The sequence below is a fragment of the Dehalococcoidia bacterium genome (assembly GCA_025054935.1).
Lineage (GTDB): Bacteria > Chloroflexota > Dehalococcoidia > SpSt-223 > SpSt-223 > JANWZD01.
The window spans coordinates 81,502-100,413 of record JANWZD010000012.1 but is presented as its reverse complement, the minus strand read 5'-3'; the positions used below and the strand labels follow the sequence as shown (position 1 = coordinate 100,413).

The following is an 18,912-nucleotide window of genomic DNA, read 5'->3' as shown; positions in this document are numbered from 1 at the left end:
TATACTGCGCGACAGTCCGGCCGCTGAAGCGCCAGCTACCCAAGGAGGGACGGGAGAGTGAAGCAGATCAGCGTCATTGGGCTTGGCTACGTCGGGCTGACTACAGCGACGTGCTTTGCCGACCTCGGCAACAGCGTCATTGGTGTCGATATCGACGAGCGCAAGGTCAATGGCCTGCTCCAAGGGAAGCTGCCCATCTACGAGCCCGGGCTAGAAGAAATGGTCCGGCGCAACATGGCAGCGGGGCGCCTCCACTTCACTACCGACTACGACCGCGCGGTGGGCCAATCGGAGTTTGTCTTCATCGCCGTCGGCACCCCTTCTGGGGTCGACGGCGAAGCCGACCTGCGCTATGTGCGCGCCGCCGCCGAGCAGATCGCGCGGAGCCTGCGCGGACCAACGATCATCATCAACAAGAGCACCGTGCCCATCGGCACCGGCGACCTCGTCACGACGATCATCCGGCGGATCAATCCGAATGCCCAGTTCGCCGTCGTCTCCAATCCTGAGTTCCTGCGCGAGGGCAGCGCTATCTCCGACTTCATGAACCCTGACCGCGTCGTCCTCGGAGCGGAAGATCACGAAGCCGCGCAGCGGGTCGCCGAACTGCACAAGCCGCTCGCCGCCCCGGTGATCATCACCGATACGCGCACCGCCGAGATGATCAAGTACGCCTCAAACGCCTTCCTCGCGACGCGCATCAGCTTCATCAATGAGATCGCCGTCATCTGCGACGAGCTGGGGGCAGATGTTAAAGAAGTCGCGCGCGGCATGGGGCTCGACAAGCGGATCGGTCCTGCCTTCCTTGAAGCGGGCGTCGGCTATGGCGGCTCCTGCTTCCCGAAAGATGTGCAGGCACTCGCCCACATGGCCGCAATCCACGGGCGCCATCCCCAGCTTCTGTACGCGGTGATGGAGATCAACCGCTCGCAGCGCCGCCTTGTGGTGCTGCGCCTCCGCGACATCTTGGGCTCGCTCGACGGGAAGACGATCGCGCTGCTCGGCCTCTCGTTCAAGCCGCAGACCGACGACACGCGAGAAGCGCCGGCCCTGGAGATCGCCCACCTCCTTCATCTCGAAGGCGCGAAATTGCGAGTCTTCGATCCGCTCTCGATGGAGCAGGCGCGGCCGCACCTGCCGCCGGAGACCGTCTTTGCGCGTGACCCCTACGATGCGGCAACGGGCGCCGACGCCCTCGTGGTTGTCACCGAATGGAACGAGTTCAAACAGCTCGACCTTCGCCAGCTGAAGGGGGTGATGGAGCGGCCCGTTATTATCGATGGACGGAATATCTATGACCCGCGCGAGATGCGGCGTGAGGGGTTCATCTATTACGGGATCGGGCGCGGCCGACCGCGGGTTCTGCACGACCCGAACGGCCTAGTAGCAGCCGGCGTGCTCGGCTCGTAATCCGGATGACCGCGCCCCATTCGACCCAGCCGCTCTGCTCTGCCGCTGGCGGCGCGCGGAACCTTGTCCCCGCCGCCGCCGTTGTTCAGGTGTGCCTCCTGGAGCGCCGCGGCGATGCGCTGCCCCCCGTCTTCGTGCCCTGCGCCCGCGGAGGCGCACGGCGTGAGGAGCGCCCGTGTGCGGCATAATCGGCTACGTCGGAAGCAACCAAGCTTTGCCGGTCCTCATGGCAGGGCTGACCCATCTCACCTACCGCGGCTATGACTCGGCAGGGGTCGCTGTCGTCGACGGGAGCGCGCTGCAGGTAGTCAAGTGCGCCGGGAAAGTCAGCGACCTCGCCGCGCGGCTCGCCGGCCTCACCCTCTCCGGCACGACGGGCATCGGCCACACCCGCTGGGCGACCCACGGCGAGCCGAGCGATGTCAACGCCCATCCGCACACCGACAGCGCCGGCGATTTCGCCGTCGTCCATAACGGCATTTTCGAGAATTCCAACGACCTGCGCGAGCGCTTGCGCGCGCGCGGGTGCGTCATCCGGTCGCAGACCGACACCGAATTGTTCGCCCACCTCGTTGCCCTGCACTACGACGGAAACTTCGAAGCCGCGGTCAAAGCGGCGCTCGGGCAGGTGACGGGGTCGTTTGCGCTGGTCGTCGCCTCGCGTCTCCACCCCGGCACGCTGATCGCTGCCAAGCTCGACACCCCCCCGCTTGTGATTGGGATCGGCGCCGGCGAGCTGTTCGTCGCGTCCGATATCTCCTCGCTGCTGCGGTTCACGAAGCGGGTGGTGATCCTCGAAGACGGCGAGATGGCCATCCTGACGCCGACCACTGTCCATGTCGACCTGTTCCGCGCCGAGCCGGTGGTGGGGCGCCGCCGGCCTGCCAGCGAGCGTGTCTTGAGCGTCGACTGGCCCGCCGACATCGCCGAGCGGGGCGGCTATCCCCACTTTATGCTGAAGGAGATCGAGGAACAGCCGCGCGCCATTCGCGATACGCTGCGCGACCGCCTGCTCGCCGACGGCCGCGTAATGCTCGAGGAGTTCCTGCTCCCGCCAAGCGTAATCCGCCGAGCGCGGCGCGTGCTCTTTCTCGGCTGCGGTACCGCCTTTCACGCCGGTGTGGTCGGTTATTATGGGTGCGCGCCCAGGCTGGGCGTGCCGGTCCTGGTGGCGCTCGCGGGGGCGCCCCGCTCCCGCCCGCCGGGCGGCGGCCCCCCCGACCTCGTGATCGCGATCTCGCAATCCGGTGAAACGGCCGATACGGTCAGCGCCGTGCGCGGGGTTCAGGAGCGGGGCGCGAGCGTCATCGCCATCACGAACGTCATCGGCAGCACCCTCAGCCGGATCGCCGACCACGTGCTGCTCACGCGCGCCGGACCGGAAATCGCGGTTGCATCGACCAAGGCCTTCACCGCACAAATTGTCGCGCTGCATCTGCTGCTGATGTACCTCGCGCAGTTCCGCCCCCATCACCACGAGAAACTGCTCGCTCACCTCAGCCAAGAGCTGCGGACGCTCGACGGGGTCGTTGAGCGCGTGCTCGCTCACGCCGACCAGATCAAAGCCTTCGCCGACCGCCTCGCCCAGCACAACGACGTCTACTTTATCGGCCGCAATCTCGACGAGCCGATCGCGCGCGAAGGCAGCCTCAAGCTGAAGGAGATCAGCTACATCCACTCGGAAGCGTATGCCGCCGGCGAACTGAAGCACGGTGCCTTGGCGCTGCTTGCACCGGGAACGCCCGTGATCGCCATTGCGACCCAGAGCGAGATCTACGAGAAGATGGTCTCGAACGTGCAAGAAGTGCTGGCGCGCAAAGCTTGGGTCGCCGGCCTCATTGCCGATGACGATACCGAACTGCGCGCCCTGCTGACCGACTGTCTCGTCGTTCCCCGCGTCAACGACCTGCTCGCGCCGATCCCAAATGTCGTCGCGCTCCAGCTTCTCGCCTACTATTGTGGTGTTGCGCGCGGGTGCGACATCGATCAGCCGCGCAACCTCGCGAAGAGCGTGACGGTCGAATAGCGCCGATGGCCGTGCGTCCGGACCTGCGCTGGTTCATTGTCGGGATGGGGGTGAAGCGGTGGGTGCTCGCCCTCCTCGTCGGCATTGCCATGATCAGCCTCGGGATCGGCTACCTGCTGGTGACGATCTATCGCCAGGCCCCCTTGCCGGAGGTGTTCTACTGGCTGACGCTCCAGTTCATCGACCGGTGGATCCGCGGCGTGCTCTTTATCAGCGCGGGGGTCGCCCTCACTGCCTTCGCCATTATCCGCCTCAACCGCTCCCTCCTTCAGCCGTTCCTCGCGACCACCGGCGACGAGCGGCTGGTGGATATCCTCTACCGCGAGAAGGCGCTGCGAAACGCGCCGGTCATCGTCTGCATCGGCGGCGGGCCCGGGCTCTCGATCGCGCTCCGAGGTCTGAAGAACGTGACCGCAAACCTGTGGGGAATTACTCTCGGCCGCGGTCCAGCGCGCACCCGCTCGGAGCTCGGCCTGCTGCGCGACCGCGTGCTGCGCGCCAGCAACGATGAGGTGATCGTGACGGCGACCACGCGCGACGGCGCGCACCTCGAGAGCGAAACGGCGATCCTCCAACGCACGAGCGGCGAGCCGATCGCTCACGTCAGCGTTCAGCGCGTCGGCGGCGGCGTGCCGGAGGCGAACCCGGATGCCCTCGAGGTGATCGAAAAGGCCGAAGTTATCGTCATCGGGCCGGGCGACCTGTTCGCCTCTGTCATCCCGCCGCTGCTCGTGCCCGACATCGCCGAGGCCGTTCGGCGCAGTTCGGCAAAGACGATCTTCGTGTGCAACATCATGACCCAGGCCGGCAAGACCAACGGGTTCACCGTCGCCGATCACGTGCGCGCCATCCACTCGCTGGCGAAGATCCAGATCGACTACATTCTGGTGAACAAGCGGCCGCCCAACGACAAGCTGCTCGCCGCCTACCGCGAGAAGAAGCAGTCGCAAGTCGTCTTCGATCCGAACGTGGCCATGCTCAGCCGGGTGACATTCGCGAACACCGCCGACAAGTTCACGCTGATCGAAGGCGCCTTCCTCATCGAGGCAGACCTCATGACCGACATGCGCGAAGAGCTGTTCATCGACCGGGAAGGGCGAGACGTCCATAAAAGCTTGACGGTCATCCGTCACGACCCGGACAAGCTGGGAGCCGCCGTGAGCGAGCTCCTCAACTCGGAAGCGTGGCGGCTCGCCGCGGCGCGATGAGCCTCGACCTGGCGGCCTTGACCGCCGAGCTGATCGCCTTCCCTTCCCACGAGAGCGAAACTGAGGTTCAACGCTTCATTGCGCGAGCGCTTGACCGGCTCGGGCTTCGGGTCGAGCTGCAGGAGGTCCTCCCGGGGCGATTCAATGTCGTCGCGACGCGCGGCGAGGGCGGCCCTTTGCTCTGCAGCCACGCCGATACCTTCCCTCCCTACGACCACCCTGACCCCTTCACGCTGCGGCGCGAAGGCGACCTGCTCATCGGCCGAGCAGTGAACGACACCAAAGGGCAGATTGCCGCCCTGCTCGCCGCGCTCGAAGCGAGCCGCGGCCCCTGTGAGGTCGCAATCACCGCTGATGAAGAGCGGCTGGGCCGCGGCTCGCTCGCGCTCGCGCCGCGAGCGGCGATGGCGGTTGTGCTCGAACCGACCGACCTCGCGATCTGCCCGGCGCAAGGCGGCTTCCTCGAGTGCGAGGTGCGGATGCCGGGACGGCCGGCGCACGGGACACAGCCCCAGTACGGGCACAATGCCATCCTCGCTGCTGTCGACTGCTACCGCGCTATCTGCGCCCTTCCCTACTTCACCACCGACCATCCGCTTCTCGGCCCGCCCTGGACCACCCTCGGCACCATCGCCGGCGGCTACGAAGTCGGCGTGGTGCCGCCGTTCTGCACCATCCGCTTCGACCTCGGGATCTGGCCCCACATCGACCTCGCCGAGGCGCGTGCGGCCGTCGCCGAGGTCGTGGCCCAATTTGGGGGCACGCTCACTATCCTCGACGAGTCGCCCGGGTTCGAGTTGGACAGCGAAACGGAAATCGTCCGCCGGCTTGCTGCAGCCGTCGCGCGCGCCGGCAGGACGCCACGCCTCGGCGGGATGGCCAGCTGGACCGACGCGCAGAACCTCGTGCTGAAAGGGATCCCCGCGGTGGTGTTCGGCGCCGGCGAGCTCGGCACAGCGCACAGCGACCGCGAGACCGTGCGGCTGTCAGACCTTGGGGTCGTCCGGGATACGCTCAAGCATCTCATCGACGACTGGGTCGATTGGCCGGCGCATGCGGAGCCAAATACTCCAGCGTGACTCGACCGTAAAGCCATAGCGCTCGTACAGGCGCTTCGCCGGCTCGTTCCGCTCCCCAACATAGAGGCCGATGCTGCGCCGCTTGGCGTGCGCAACGTGACGAATGGCGAGCGCGAGCAGCCGCCGCCCGAGCCCCTGCCCCTGAAATTCGGAAGCGACAACGAGTTCCTGCAGTTCGCCCTGCGCCTCCCGCTGCTCGCTTCGCCAGCCGCGCCATGAATCATGGACCGACATCCAGCCGACTATCTCCCGCCCCGCCCGGGCGACGAAAAACCCCTTCTTGTCCCCGCGAAACAGCCAGTTGAGGTACTCCTCGACCTCGCCCGGATCGCGGTAGGCATATTCCGGGAAACGGCGATAGGCCGAGAAGTAGGTTGCGATCAGCTTCTTGCGTTCGTGCTCAAGGTCGCTCTTGCTGAAGCGGACGATGCGGAAGATCGTTGCGACCGTCATGCAGGAAGTATAGAGCGGCCAGCCAACCGGCCGAACTTCGCACAACACGGCGCGGCGCGCGCCGCCCCCGCTGGAAGGGACGTCCGCCAGCGCAGACGAGCGTTTCTCTGCCCATGCTCGCCGCCGGCGGCAGCCAGAGCTCGGCAACGTGCCGCTCCGGGATGGCGGGCCGCCGAGTTCTGGCGAGAGGGTTGTGCACCACTGGGGCGCTCACCGCCACGCTCTCTGACGCCGTGAGCACGACAGCGCAGGCCACCGCGGCGGTCATCGGCCGAACGCCGAGCAGGAGGCCGCGGCGGCGCGAGGACCGCGAAAACGGTTCCGCTCTCCCGGAAGACGCTGCGCCTCGCTGCTCCTCGTCCGAAAGGACGCCCCCAGACCGTCGGCGCGCAGCCGGACTGGGAGAGCGGATGCGTGCCGGCGAATGGCCCGCCGCCGGGCCGACCGCGGGATCGACAGGGGAGACCGCACTGCGCGCAGCTCCTCCGCGGCCGGAGGGAGCGCCGTCTCCGCGAGGCGCCGGCGAGCAGCCGCTCCGGCAGGACCGGTTGTCGAGGCGCCGGTCACCACCAGAGCTGGTCGCCGCTCATCTGCTCAAACTGGTCGCGCGGCGCCGTCCAGAACCCTGCGGAGAGATACTTCCAGCCCGCATCTGCGAGCAGCGCGACGACATTTCCCCGCTCGATGCGGCTCGCGGCGCGGAGCGCGCCCTGGATCACCGCGCCGCCGGAGACACCAGAGAAGATCCCTTCCCGCTCCAAGAGGAGACGCGCGCCGGCGAAGGCGTCGGCCGAGCGGACGACGAACTTCGCGTCGAGCTGGGCGAGGTCGAGGATGGGGGGGATATAGCCGTCGGCGAGCGAGCGAAGCCCCTGGACCTGCTCGCCGGGATGCGGCTCGACCGCGACGACTTTCACCTTCGGGTTCACTTCGCGCAGCCGGCGCCCGACGCCCATCAAGGTGCCGCCGGTGCCGAGCCCGGCGACAAAGACATCGACCTCGCCCTCGAGGTCGGCAAGGATCTCCGGCCCGGTCGTCTCATAGTGCGCCCGCGGGTTCGCTGGATTGGCATATTGGAACGGCATGAAATAGCGCGCATCGCGAGTAGCGATCTCCTGCGCCTTGAGGATCGCGCCATTCGAGCCGTAGCGCCCATCGGAAAAGATGATCTCGGCCCCGAACGCGCGCAGCGCCTGCTGCCGTTCGGGGCCGACGTTGTCTGGCAGCACGACTGCCACGCGGTAGCCGAGCCGTCGACCGAGGAGAGCAAGGGCAAGCCCGGTGTTTCCGCTCGTCGGCTCGAGGATGATCTTGTCCTTCGTGAGCGCCCCGCTCGCCTCTGCCTCAAGGATCATCGCCCGCGCGACGCGGTCCTTCACCGAACCGGCGGGGTTCACCCCCTCCAGCTTGGCAAACAGCCGGACCCCCGGTTTCGGCGAGAGGGTAGAGAGCTCGACAAGCGGCGTTCGGCCGACCGCCTCGATGATATTAGCGACCTTCATCGTCGGCGCCGCCGGCGAGCGCCGGCAAGATCGCCAGCGTATCGCCATCCTTGACGGGGGTCTCGATCCCGCCGATGAACCGTATGTCCTCATCATTGAGGTAGATGTTGACAAACCGATGGATCTCGCCGTTCTCGGCAACGACCCGCTCCCGCAGACCGGGATACACCTCGCTCAGGTGGCGAAGCACCTCGCTCACCGTTGTTCCTTCTGCTTCGAGCACGCGCTTGCCGCCGGTCAGCGACTCGAGCGGGCCCGGAAGCCGAACCTGCACTGACATTCTCTCCTCACTCCACCCTGACGCGCTTGTCGCGACGACCTGTGATGAAGGCAGTATCTACCTTGTAGGTCAAGTTAGTCAACATCTGCCCCTGCCGCTCCCAGCGATGGCGTCGGCGGCCATCTGCAGGCTGCTGGGGGCGCGATGCAGCTAGCGCGGCAGGAGCGGGAGGAGTGCCGGCTCCCCGAACCGCGCTCCGCTCGCTGGGTCATACAGCCAGACAGCGACGCGGTCGGCAGCGACGCGGGGGAGCGGGCGGCGGTCGAGGATCAGCTCCCCCCGCGACCATAGGCTCGTCGGGTAGCGGCCGGCATCGGGCGGGCCGTCAGCTTGGGCAACCAGCCGCCCGGATGGGTCCAGCAGGTGCACGGCAACGCTCAGGTCACGGGTCGGCGGCTCGACAGCGCGCCAGAGGAGGGTGAGCGCCTCCGGTTCGGCACGACCGCCGGCAAGCGCAATCGGCCCGAACTGCGCTTCGATCGGATCCACTGCCGGCAGGGAAGCAGGCCGGCTCGCGATCTTGAACGGCCCGAGCGTGACCGCTGTGCCTCCGCCAGCCAGCGGCAGCCGGTCGCCGCCTGCCAGCCGATAGAGGCCGACCTCGAGCTGATACCGTCCCGGCGGCGCGTCGGCCGCGACCGGCACCCGCCGCCGCTCGCGCAGCGGCGCGCTGGGCAGCAGAAGGGTTGTCGGCGCCAGCCCGGCTGCCGGCTGACTGTCGGACTGGCCGTAGCGGCGGCCATCCGGGCCGATTAGATGGACGAAGACCGTATAGTCCTCGTCAACGCTGCGGAGCGCCGTCCACTCGAGCGTCAGGTCGACCGCGCCGCCCGGCTGGAGCGACCGGTCAGGGCCGACGCCGGTCACCTCCCAGCCCGTGAGGGCCACCTGCTCCCCAAAACGCGCTTCGAGCCGGTTGGCAAGGGGGGTCGCTCGCTCTGTCCTCGCGGGCAGCGCGATGCTGCCGACAACAGCCGTTCGTCCCGCCGCCTCGACCTCGATTGTTGCCTGCCGCGCCGGGCCGGCCGGGATCGCCAGCGCCCGCTGGTCGGAGATCAGTTCGTTTGCCGACCAGCGGGTCGCGGTGTTCCACAGGGGATACCCAACCGCCTCGGCGAGCAGCCTTCCGCTCTCGTCGCGGAGTCGAACTGTCAGCCGCTCACCCCCGGGCTGAGCCGCGAGCCAGATGAGCGTCGTCGTCACGCGGTCATGCCCGGCCTCCGCGGTGCCCCCGGTCAGCCAGATGCCGCCGAGATCGGCCGGGGTCAGCGTCGAACTGCGCGGCAGCGGCAGCAGCGCCAGCGCGATCCCCAGCGCGAGCATCCCGGCAGCAGCGCCGGCGGCCGCCGCCGGCGCGATCAGCCATCCCAGCCCAACCGCTGTCAGCCCGCTCAGCAGCGCTCCTGCCATCCGCGGGGGCGTTGTCGTGAAGCGAACGTCAACGGTGTGCTCCCCGGGGGGAAGCGCGACGGTGGCCAGTCCAAGCGGCCCGTCGGCGCGAACCGGCGTCGGCGCCCCGTCGACCCATGCCGACCAGCCGGGGAACGCAAACTGATGGAGACGAAGCACGGTCGGCTCGTCCGCGACGACGGCCAGCCGCCAGCCGAGCGGGGTCCACGACTCGAGGCGAGCCGAGCGGAGCGGCGGCGCGTCAGCCGTGATCGCTGCGGGCAGCGGGCCCGGCGCGTAGGCCGCACGCGCCGCGGCCGGCAGATACTCGGCAGCGGTGGTGGTGCCGATCGTCCCCTCTGTCCACTCCCGTCGGGCGGCCCCGCCGACCGAGAGCGTGCGGTCGTCAACCTCGCGGTCGGCCGGACGCAGTCCGCCCACCCCCCCGAGGAGCAGCAGCGCCGCGCCGGCAAGCGCAATTCCCCACCCCAACCGGCCCCTGGCGAGGAATCCGATGAGCAGAGCCGCAAAGAGCGACGCCGGGCCGAGCAGCCGCCAAGGAAATTGGACTGCTTGGAGCGCCGGCTGGGCCCAGAGGGAGGCGGCGAGCGTCGTGGCCGCAAGAGCGCATCCTGCGAAGAGGAGAAGCGCAATCACGGCCGCGCGCCGGGCGCCGCGGACAGGCAGCGCGGCAAGGAACCCGATCCCCGCAAGGACAACTTGAATCAGCCCCAAACGGTAGGGGAATGTCCCCACTTCGGAGATCAGCGCTCGATCGACGAGATCGCGGAGCGGAAGCGCGTTCGCCGCCGCGCTCGTGCTCCGCGCAAAGTTGTCAAGCGAGACCGCCGGCGCTTCGAGTGCCGCGGGGAGCCAGACGAAGGCCGACAAGCCGGCCGCGATCAGGAACGGCAGCGGCAGCCGCCAGAGCGGCCTCCGCGAGGCAGCGCCCCACCAGAGCGCAGCAAGGGCCCAGCCAGCCGCAGCGACGACGAGGTGCGTCATCACGAGAGCAGCAAGGAGAGCGGCGAGCAGCGGCAGGCCAGCTCGGCCGCCACCCCAGCGATCGATCGCCCAGAGCGACCACGGCAGCAGCGCGAGCGCGAGCGCTTCCGGCAGAGCTCCGCGGTCATACACCGTCGCAACGAAATACGGCGCGGCAAGAAAGGCGACCCCGCCCAGCACCCCTGCGGGAGCAGCGCCCGTCACCCGCCCGATGAAGAGCGCGGCGCCCGCCGCCGCCCCGCCAAGGGCGAGGGCGAACGCCAGCTTCAGCGCGAGCGTCGGCCCGGCGCCCGCCAGCAGCGGCAGCTCCGCGACATACAGCGCGAGCGGCGGATAGAAATTGCCGAGGGGATAGCCATAGCCCGAGGCGAACATCGGATACCAGCGCGGATAGAGAAGGCCGCTCCGCAGCAGCGCGTCGAACGCGACGAGGCGCTGCAGATGGTTGAGCCCGTCATGGGTGACCGGAAGCGAAACGGCGAAGAGCGGCCAGAGAACGAGCGCGAGAGCGCCGCCCAGCACGACGAGCGACAGCCCGGGCGTCAGCCGCGTCTTCGCCACCCGAGCGGTGAAAGAACCGGTCAGGAGAGAGCCCGCGCTCGGCATGGTAGAAAGTGTAGAGGTCGCGCCGCGCGCCGATCCGCGACAATTGCTTCGAGATAGGAGCAGCGATGAACCTCGTTGATCGCGCCCTTGCGGGAGACCGCCGGGCGCTCGGACAGCTGTTGCGGCGCGTCGAAGACGGAACTCCCGACGGGCGCGCTGCCCTCCGCGCCCTCTATCCGCGCTCAGGACACGCCCACGTCGTCGGGATCACTGGCGCGCCCGGCTCTGGCAAGAGCACACTGGTCAATGCGCTGGCGCTCGCCATGCGGCGGCAAGGGAAGCGCGTGGCGATCGTTCCGGTCGACCCGAGCAGCCCCCTGAGCGGCGGCGCAGTGCTCGGCGACCGCATCCGCATGCAAGACCTCGCGGGCGACCCCGGCGTCTTCATCAAGTCGATGGCGGCGCGCGAAGCGCTCGGCGGACTGGCCGAGACGACCGGCGATGTCATCACCATCCTCGACGCAGTCGGCAACGATGTTATTGTCGTGGAGACCGTCGGTGTCGGCCAAGCCGAAGTCGACATCGTCCGCGAGGCGCACACGACGATCGTCGTGCTCGTGCCGGGGATGGGCGACGATATCCAAGCGATGAAGGCCGGCCTGCTCGAGGTCGCCGACATCTTCGTCGTCAACAAGGCAGACCGCGAGGGCGCGGATGCCGTGGTCCGTCAGCTGCGCACCATGATCGCGCTCGGCGCGCCGCTCGATCGACCGCCGCCGATAGTGCCTACCGTTGCGACCACGGGCGAGGGGGTCGACCGGCTGCGCGAAGAGATCGACGCCCACTTCGCCTATCTCGCGGCGAGCAGCCGGCTCGACCGCCTGACGCGGCGCCAAGCTGAGCGCCGCGTGCTGGAAGTGACCCGGACGAGACTGCTGGCACGCCTGAGCCGAGCGGTCGGCGACAGCACTCTCTTCGAGGAGGTGGTCGCCGAGGTGGCCGCGCGCAAGCTCGACCCGTACAGCGCCGCCGACCGCTTGATCGAAGCGATCCTACCGACGCAGTGACGTGGCGTCTCCTGCTTGACCCCGCCGCTGACGGCGCCACCAACATGGCGATCGACACCGCCATCCACCACGCGGTCGCCGCTGGGCAGGCGCCGCCCACTCTGCGGCTGTATCAGTGGTCGCCGCCCTGTCTCTCCCTCGGCGCGTTCCAAGCGGTGGAGCGAGCGCTCGCCGCCCCCCCGGGAACGCCCGGCCGCGCTTGGGTGCGACGGCCAACCGGCGGGCGAGCGCTGCTGCACGACCGCGAGATCACCTACGCGGTCATCGCGCGCGCGGACGACCCCCTCGTCGTCGGCGGAATTGCCCTTGCCGCGCAGCGGATCGCCGCCGCGCTCGCCGCTGGGCTGGCGCAGCTTGGCGTGCCGGCGCTGGCGATTGCGCTGCCGCGTCCGCGCGCGCCGCGGCCGAGCGGACCGGCGTGCTACGACATCCCCTCAGCCTATGAACTGACTGCCGGCGGGCGCAAGCTTGTCGGAAGCGCCCAGCTCCGTCGGGACGGCGCAGTGCTGCAGCACGGCAGCCTCCCTCTTTCGCTCGACCGTCGGGCCCTCGCGGAGCGGCTCGCGGTTAGCGACCGGGAGGCGCTGGTCGCGCGCCTCGAGCGCGAGGCGACTGCGCTCGAGGAACTGCTCCCGCTCCCTCCGCTTGCAGCGATCTGCGCGGCGATCGTCGCGGGGTTTGCGGCAACGGTCGGACCGCTTGACCGGGGAACGCTGACCGCAGCGGAGCGCGAGCGCCTCCCCGCCTTGATCGCTTTCTACCGGTCAAGCGAGTGGAGCTACCGGCGGTAGGACTTTTTGGATCCATCCGCAAGACGCTCTTTCCGAGAGCGCCGTGGGATTTCTTGCCCAGTTCTCGCGCGAGCCTCTTCGGAATGAAGCGCTGCAGACCGAAATACGCCCTAGGAGCGCGCATCCAGCGACGCCGGAGTTCTCGGCCGAGCGGCGCAATTTCTCGAGCGCGCGGGCGGCATGCGTCCCAGCTTGCTCTTCCTCTGTTTCGTCCTGGCGGGCGGCGCGGGGTTCCTCATTGTCCGGGCGCCGGAGATCGGACAAGCCGCCGAGCCAGACAACCCGTCTGGGCGGCTGATCGTGCTTTATGCGCCGGTAACGGGGGACGCCCAGCCGCCGGGACCCGCGGGGATACCACGCCTCGCGCAGTCCGAGCACGTTGCAATCATCACGCCCGCGCCCGGCAGCGAGGAGGCAACCGTTGCCGCTTTGCGGCGCGACCCCCGCGTCCGCCACATCGAGCGCGATTTCCCGATCTACGCTCAGCTCGAACCGAACGACAACCGCTACCCAGAGCAATGGGCACTGCCGAAGATCGGCGCGCCGGTCGCGTGGAGCATCATCACCGGCACTGCCGCGATCACCGTCGCCGTCATCGACTCGGGCATCGACCTTGCCCATCCTGAATTCGCTGGCCGCATCCTGCCAGGATGGAACTTTGTCGACAAAAACGACTCCCCGAACGACGATTACGGCCACGGCACCCACGTTGCCGGCATCATCGCTGCTGCCGGCAATAACGGCATCGGGGTGGCCGGCCTGGCTTGGGGAGTGCCGATCCTGCCTCTGAAAGTGCTGAACGGGAGCGGTGCGGGCTACGGGTCCGACCTGATCCTAGCGCTGGAGTATGCCCGCGAGCGAGGGGTGAAGATTGTCAATATCAGCCTCGGGACGACGACAAACTCGGTCGCGCTCCAAGACGCGATCGATCGGGCGACTGCTGCCGGCATGCTGATCGTCGCCTCTGCCGGCAACACCGGCGCGAACGGGAATACCCCAGTCTATCCTGGCGCCTCGCGAGGAGTGCTCGCCGTCGCCGCGACCGACGCCGCTGACCGCCGAGCGAGCTTCAGCACACGAGGCAGCGCGGTCGGCGTCGCCGCTCCCGGCGTCGGCATCCTCAGCACCTACCGCGGCGGCGGGTATCTTTCCCTCTCGGGCACGTCGATGGCCTCGCCGATGGTCGCCGGGCTGGCAGCGCTTATCTGGTCGCGAACGCCCTCGCTCACCGCCGACCACGTCCGCCAGCAGATCATTGAGACGGCGCTCGATCTCGGCCCGCCGGGACGCGACGACGAGTATGGCGCGGGCCGGATTGACGCTGCCGCCTGGGCGCGCCGGATCAGCAATCTCCATCCGACCCCCACGCCGACGCCTCTCCCTTCCACTCCAACGCCCGTCCCGACCGCCACGCCGACACCGACTCCCGCCTCCCCTGCGCCGACGCGCCCCGCGCCGCCGGAGGCGCCGAGCGGGTCGCTCCCGCGCTCCGCCTTCTCCGTCTTCGTGCCGCTGGCAAGCTATTAGGCGGCGAGCCCCGCAGCGATCTTCTCCGCGATCGCATAGACGGTGAGAATGATCATGCCCCGCGGAATGCTCGGCATGATGGCAGCGTCGGCAACGTAGAGATTGTCAAATCCGTAGACCTTGCCGGCCTGGTCGACGACCGCGAGGGGGTCGCTCGACGGACCCATCTTGCAGGTTCCGGTCGGGTGGTGATAGAGCGCGAGATGATTGCGCACCCAAGCGCGGATCGAGGGACCGTTCACCGCCGGACCGGGCAGCTCTTCGAGGCCGACCCAGTCCCACATCGAGCGGTGCGCAAAGCGCGCGCGTACCCATTCGACCCCGCGCGCGACCGCTTCGATATCGTCGTTGTCGCCGATGCCGGGGTCGATGACCGGCGGGTCGGCGGGGTCCGGTCCTGAAATTGCGACCGACCCGGTCCCCTTCAGGTGAACGAGAAAGACAATCGCGGTGATGACATCCGGCAGGGGCGCCAGCGGATTCGCCGGCCGCTGCGGCCGGGCAGTATGGGCGATCCCGATGTTCAGGTCGTACGCGTCGAGCCGACGGTCGCTGCGGACGCGCGCCGAGATGCTGAAGCGGCCATCCGGCGGCAAAGCAGGATCGCGCTCGGCCAGCAGCCGGTAGAACTGGAGCGACGGCCGGTAGTAGGCGCGGGTGCCAAAGTGATCGTGCAGGTTCTGCCCGACCCCGGGCAGGGGATGGATGGCGCGCCCCGGCGGCAGGAGGCGGCGCAGCCGCTCCTCCGGGCCGATGCCCGACCGCTGAAGCACGAGCGGGTCGCCGATTGCACCGGCCGCGAGGACGACGCGTCCCGCCGCGATCACGCGCTCCTCGCCGCGGCGCAGGTAGCGGACCGCCGTCGCCCGGCCGTCCCGCCACTCGATCCGGTCGACGACCGCTTCGTCGATAATGGTCAGGTTTGGCCGGCCGCGCGCCGGGTCGAGGTACGCCTCGGCCGCGTGGATGCGACGGCCGTCCCGCTGATTGCGCGTCGTCACGCCGTACCCCTCGATCGCGTCGGGGCCGCCGATATCAGCCGGCGGCAGGCCAGCGGCCTCGAACGACTCTTTGAGCGCTTCCAGAAAGGGCGAGGTGCTCTCGACCTTTGTGACCGGCAGCATGCCGTCACGTCCGCGGGCGGGCAGCCCTTCTCCCTCGAAGCGCTCAACCCGCTTGAAGAATGGCACGAGGTCGTCGAAGCTCCAGCCGGGATTGCCCGCCGCCGCCCACGCGTCGTAGTCGCGCCGCAGCCCCCAGCTGATGCCGGTGGCGTTGACTGCCGACGAGCCGCCGATCACCCGTCCGCGGGTGTAGCGCAGCCGCTGACCGTGGACCACGATCTCGTAGCCCCAGTCGTAGTCGGTTTCGACATAGGCCCCGCCGACCAGTTCGGGCGGCCAGCGGCCTTCGGCAACCGGGCCAAAGTCGGGTCCCGCTTCCAGCACCACGACAGTGTGGTCAGGGTGAACCGAGAGACGGTTGGCAAGAACGCAGCCGGCGGTCCCCCCGCCGATGATCACCGTATCAGCGCGCTCAGTCATGAGGCCTGCCCATTCCGCAAGATGACGCTCAGCAGGACTGCCTCCGCTCCGGCGATTATAGCGATGGGCTACACTGCGTGAGCGGAGGGATCTCATGAGGGAGCAGCCGGCCGACCTGGCGGCGCGGGCGCGCGCCATCGCGCTCGACCACATCAGCCGGATGAAGAACGTCCAAATGATCACCTATCCCGCGCGCGGCTTTCCGCGCATCCGGCTGATGGGCTATTTCAATCAGGGCTGGGTGATCGAGACGCTCACGCGCGCAGGCAGCCTGAAAACGCGCGAACTCGCCCGCGACCCGCGAGCGACCTTCGTCTGGTCGTGGAGCCACCTCGAGCACGAGCCGATGCGCTGGCTGATCCAGCTCGACACGATCGCCGAGCTGGTGGAAGGCGAGGAGAAGCTGCGGCTGCTGGCGCGGCGTATCTCGAAGAGCGGTCCGCGCATGCAGGAACTGCTCGATCGCACCGGGCCGGACGCGCACGCCACCTATCGCTATCTGCCCCAGCGCCTGCGCATCCAAGGTGTGCTCGGCGGGGAAGAGTGGTTTCGCTTCACAGACTTCTGAGCGCGAAGGAGCGGACCTCGATCCCGGCACGTTCCAGCCGCTGGCGCGCCGCGGCGATGATGGCTGGCGCGCCGGGCGTATCGCCGTGAAAGCAGATCGTCTCGGCCCGGAGCGTCATGACGCTGCCATCGATGCAGCGCACCGCGCCGTCGCGCGCGATCATGAGCGCTTGCTCTGCCGCTTCGTCAGGGTCAACGATGAGCGCGCCGGGAGCGGAGCGCGGCTGCAGCGTCCCGTCGGGCAGGTAGCGGCGGTCGGCAAACGCTTCCGGCACGAACGGCAGCCCTTCGCGGCGCGCCGCCTCCTCGAACGGCGCTGACCCCGCCAAGCCGACCAGCGGGAGGCCGGGCCAAGCCCGGGCGACGCCGCGCGCGATGGCGCGCGCGCGAACGGGATCGGTCACCGCATCGTTGTAGAGAGCGCCGTGCGGCTTGACATGCGTCAGCGGAACGCCGTGAGCGGCGCAGAAGGCGGCAACGGCACCGACCTGATAAAGAACGATTTGCTCGATCTCCCGGGGGGTGAGTGCCATCGACCGGCGCCCGAACCCCTGAAGGTCGGGATAGCTCGGCTGGGCGCCGACGGCGACGCCAGCCTCGCGGCAGCGGGCAACGGTCTCGTCGATCACCGCCGGGTCGCCGGCGTGGAACCCGCAGGCGACGTTCGCGCTCGAGATCAACGGGAGGAGCGCCGTGTCGTCGCCGAGCGTCCAGCGGCCAAAGCTCTCGCCAAGATCGGCGTTGAAGTCTACAGAACGCATCGTCATCGGCCCTGCTGTCTCGTGTCTTGAGCAAGGTATACCATGGAGGCGTGAGCGAGTGGCGGCTGCGTCCCTTCGGCGAGCGAGCGCTGCTGATCGAGATCGCGCGCCGGCCGAGCGTTGCCGCGGCGCGCCGCGTCGCCCAGCTTAGCTGCGCGCTCGATGGGCTGCCGGGCGTTGCAGCCGTTATTCCCGGCGCAACGAGCGTGCTCGTCGAGCTGGACAGCATTGACGAGCAAACGATCGCGGCCGCAGCGCGGGCAGCGCTGGCGGCGCCGCTGGCGGCGGCAGCGAGCCGCGAACATCACATTCCCGTCGCGTTCGGCGGCGCAGACGGACCAGATCTAGACGAGGTCGCTCAGTTCGCCGGGCTCTCGCCCGAGGGCGTGATCAACGCGCTCGTCCGCGCTCGGCTGACAGTTGCGTTCCTCGGCTTCGCGCCCGGTTTCCCCTATCTGATCGGGCTGCCGCGCCGGCTTGCGGTCCCGCGCTTGGCAACGCCGCGCGTGCGCGTGCCGGCGGGGGCGGTCGCGCTCGCCGATGGCTGGGCAGGGATCTACCCGCGGGCGACCCCCGGCGGCTGGCGTCTCGTCGGCCGCACGGCGGTCACCCTCTTCGACCCGGCAGCCGTGCCCCCGGCGCGGCTGATGCCGGGCGATCGGGTGCGGTTCATCGCGACGTGAGAAGCGCCCCCGTCTTCGAGGTGCTGACAGGCGGATTGCTGACGACAGTGCAGGATATCCGGCCGCGGGCACGGTTCGGCCAGTTCGGCGTCGCAGCCGGTGGCGCGCTCGATGCTAGGTCGGCGGCGCTGGCAAACCGGCTCGCCGGCAACGCCGACGAGGCCGCGCTGCTGGAGATCACCCTCGCGGGACCTGTGCTGCGCCTGCTCCGTGCCGCCATCCTCGGGCTGGCCGGCGCCGACCTCGGGATGACGGTCGACGGGCGTCCTGTCTCGCCCGGGTGGAGCGTCGCAGCGCAGCGCGGCGCAACGGTCGCGTTCGGCGAGCGCCGGCGCGGCGCGCGTGCCTATCTCGCCGTCGCCGGCGGTCTCGACGTTCCCGTCGTCCTCGGCTCGCGCAGCACCGACCTTGCCGGCGGCTTCGGCGGGCTGGGCGGGCGAGGGCTTCAGGCGGGTGACACGCTCGCCGCCTTCCTCATTCCGGACCCGCCCGCACGCGCCGGCCGCGCCGCCGAGCACGACCTCGGGCTCGAAGAGGCCGTGCGCGTCGTTCCGGGCCCCCACCGACGGCGGTTCCCGCCGGACGCGCTCGCCCGGCTCGTCGGGGCGGAATGGCGGCTCGCGCCCGAGTCGAACCGGATGGGCGCCCGGCTGGAGGGACCAGCCATCGCCCCGCGCCGCGCCGATGTTCCCTCGCTTGGGCTGCCGCTTGGCGCGATCCAAGTGCCCGGCGACGGCCAGCCGATCGTTCTGCTCGCCGACCACCAGCCGACCGGCGGCTATCCCGTGCTGGCAGTCGTCATTCGGGCCGACCTGCCGCTCCTCGCCCAGCGCGCGCCGGGCGATCCAGTCCGGTTCGCGCTGACCACGCTCGAGGAGGCCCGGCGCGCTGCGCGGTCTCTCCCTCCAGTCGAGAGCGACGATTTCGGCTGGGAGCTGGCACGCTCAGCCGGGAAGTTGACGTAACGATGCACGCGCCTGCCCCGCGGCGCGCCATCGCCGGTCCGCCGAGCGGGGAGCTGTGCGGCTTCAGCGAGCAGGCGCCGTCCGAGTGAGGCAACGCTCCCTCCGAGCG

16 protein-coding genes are annotated in these 18,912 nt (G+C 69.2%); 10 read left to right on the top strand and 6 right to left on the bottom strand.

Features of this window, described 5'->3' with window-relative positions; translation table 11 throughout:
* Window positions 1-57: 57 nt before the first annotated feature.
* The 4 genes from NZ773_12880 (at window position 58) to NZ773_12865 (ending at window position 5,723) form a co-directional block, all read left to right on the top strand.
* Window positions 58-1,410, top strand: coding sequence for a UDP-glucose/GDP-mannose dehydrogenase family protein (locus NZ773_12880; GenBank protein MCS6802819.1), 1,353 nt, complete (start codon window positions 58-60; stop codon window positions 1,408-1,410).
* 175 nt (window positions 1,411-1,585) lie between these two features.
* The gene (gene glmS / locus NZ773_12875; GenBank protein MCS6802818.1) at window positions 1,586-3,436 is read left to right on the top strand and encodes a glutamine--fructose-6-phosphate transaminase (isomerizing); all 1,851 of its coding nucleotides are present in this window, start codon (window positions 1,586-1,588) and stop codon (window positions 3,434-3,436) included.
* Window positions 3,437-3,441: 5 nt separating this feature from the next.
* Entirely contained in the window at window positions 3,442-4,644 is a 1,203-nt protein-coding gene (locus NZ773_12870) for a 2-phospho-L-lactate transferase CofD family protein (GenBank protein ID MCS6802817.1), read from the top strand.
* Window positions 4,641-5,723 carry a M20/M25/M40 family metallo-hydrolase gene (locus NZ773_12865; protein MCS6802816.1) on the top strand — a complete coding sequence of 361 codons (1,083 nt, stop codon included), beginning with the start codon at window positions 4,641-4,643 and terminating at the stop codon, window positions 5,721-5,723. The genes NZ773_12870 and NZ773_12865 overlap by 4 nt, the downstream gene beginning before the upstream one ends.
* Here the strand turns inward: NZ773_12865 and NZ773_12860 are convergent.
* From NZ773_12860 to NZ773_12845, 4 genes are all read right to left on the bottom strand, one after another.
* A complete protein-coding gene (locus tag NZ773_12860) occupies window positions 5,631-6,176 on the bottom strand; it encodes a GNAT family N-acetyltransferase (protein MCS6802815.1) in 546 nt (181 codons plus the stop codon). The two genes, NZ773_12865 and NZ773_12860, sit on opposite strands and share 93 nt — an antisense overlap.
* Before the next feature lie 563 nt (window positions 6,177-6,739).
* Window positions 6,740-7,678 (bottom strand): cysteine synthase family protein, encoded by a 939-nt coding sequence (locus tag NZ773_12855; protein MCS6802814.1) that lies wholly within the window; start codon window positions 7,676-7,678, stop codon window positions 6,740-6,742.
* Complete coding sequence (locus NZ773_12850; GenBank protein ID MCS6802813.1) at window positions 7,665-7,958, bottom strand: MoaD family protein; 294 nt, start codon at window positions 7,956-7,958, stop codon at window positions 7,665-7,667. The genes NZ773_12855 and NZ773_12850 overlap by 14 nt, the downstream gene beginning before the upstream one ends.
* Window positions 7,959-8,108: 150 nt before the next feature.
* Window positions 8,109-10,958 (bottom strand): hypothetical protein, encoded by a 2,850-nt coding sequence (locus NZ773_12845; protein ID MCS6802812.1) that lies wholly within the window; start codon window positions 10,956-10,958, stop codon window positions 8,109-8,111.
* 65 nt (window positions 10,959-11,023) lie between these two features.
* Here NZ773_12845 and meaB point away from each other — a divergent pair, with 65 nt between their 5' ends.
* The 3 genes from meaB (at window position 11,024) to NZ773_12830 (ending at window position 14,283) form a co-directional block, all read left to right on the top strand.
* A complete protein-coding gene (gene meaB / locus NZ773_12840) occupies window positions 11,024-11,965 on the top strand; it encodes a methylmalonyl Co-A mutase-associated GTPase MeaB (protein ID MCS6802811.1) in 942 nt (313 codons plus the stop codon).
* Complete coding sequence (locus NZ773_12835) at window positions 11,962-12,756, top strand: hypothetical protein (protein MCS6802810.1); 795 nt, start codon at window positions 11,962-11,964, stop codon at window positions 12,754-12,756. Before meaB ends, NZ773_12835 begins: the two co-directional genes overlap by 4 nt.
* 180 nt (window positions 12,757-12,936) lie before the next feature.
* Complete coding sequence (locus tag NZ773_12830; GenBank protein MCS6802809.1) at window positions 12,937-14,283, top strand: S8 family serine peptidase; 1,347 nt, start codon at window positions 12,937-12,939, stop codon at window positions 14,281-14,283.
* Here NZ773_12830 and NZ773_12825 read toward each other — a convergent pair.
* Window positions 14,280-15,827, bottom strand: coding sequence for an FAD-dependent oxidoreductase (locus tag NZ773_12825; GenBank protein MCS6802808.1), 1,548 nt, complete (start codon window positions 15,825-15,827; stop codon window positions 14,280-14,282). The two genes, NZ773_12830 and NZ773_12825, sit on opposite strands and share 4 nt — an antisense overlap.
* Before the next feature lie 94 nt (window positions 15,828-15,921).
* Between NZ773_12825 and NZ773_12820 the strand changes: the two genes are divergently transcribed.
* Window positions 15,922-16,395 (top strand): pyridoxamine 5'-phosphate oxidase family protein, encoded by a 474-nt coding sequence (locus NZ773_12820; GenBank protein MCS6802807.1) that lies wholly within the window; start codon window positions 15,922-15,924, stop codon window positions 16,393-16,395.
* Here the strand turns inward: NZ773_12820 and NZ773_12815 are convergent.
* Window positions 16,382-17,155, bottom strand: coding sequence for a LamB/YcsF family protein (locus NZ773_12815; protein ID MCS6802806.1), 774 nt, complete (start codon window positions 17,153-17,155; stop codon window positions 16,382-16,384). The genes NZ773_12820 and NZ773_12815 overlap by 14 nt on opposite strands.
* 50 nt (window positions 17,156-17,205) lie before the next feature.
* Between NZ773_12815 and pxpB the strand changes: the two genes are divergently transcribed.
* Window positions 17,206-17,838: a 5-oxoprolinase subunit PxpB gene (pxpB, locus tag NZ773_12810; protein MCS6802805.1), complete on the top strand. Its 633-nt coding sequence runs from the start codon at window positions 17,206-17,208 to the stop codon at window positions 17,836-17,838.
* On the top strand, window positions 17,835-18,803 hold the full coding sequence (locus NZ773_12805; protein MCS6802804.1) for a biotin-dependent carboxyltransferase family protein: 969 nt from the start codon (window positions 17,835-17,837) through the stop codon (window positions 18,801-18,803). The genes pxpB and NZ773_12805 overlap by 4 nt, the downstream gene beginning before the upstream one ends.
* Window positions 18,804-18,912 lie beyond the last annotated feature (109 nt).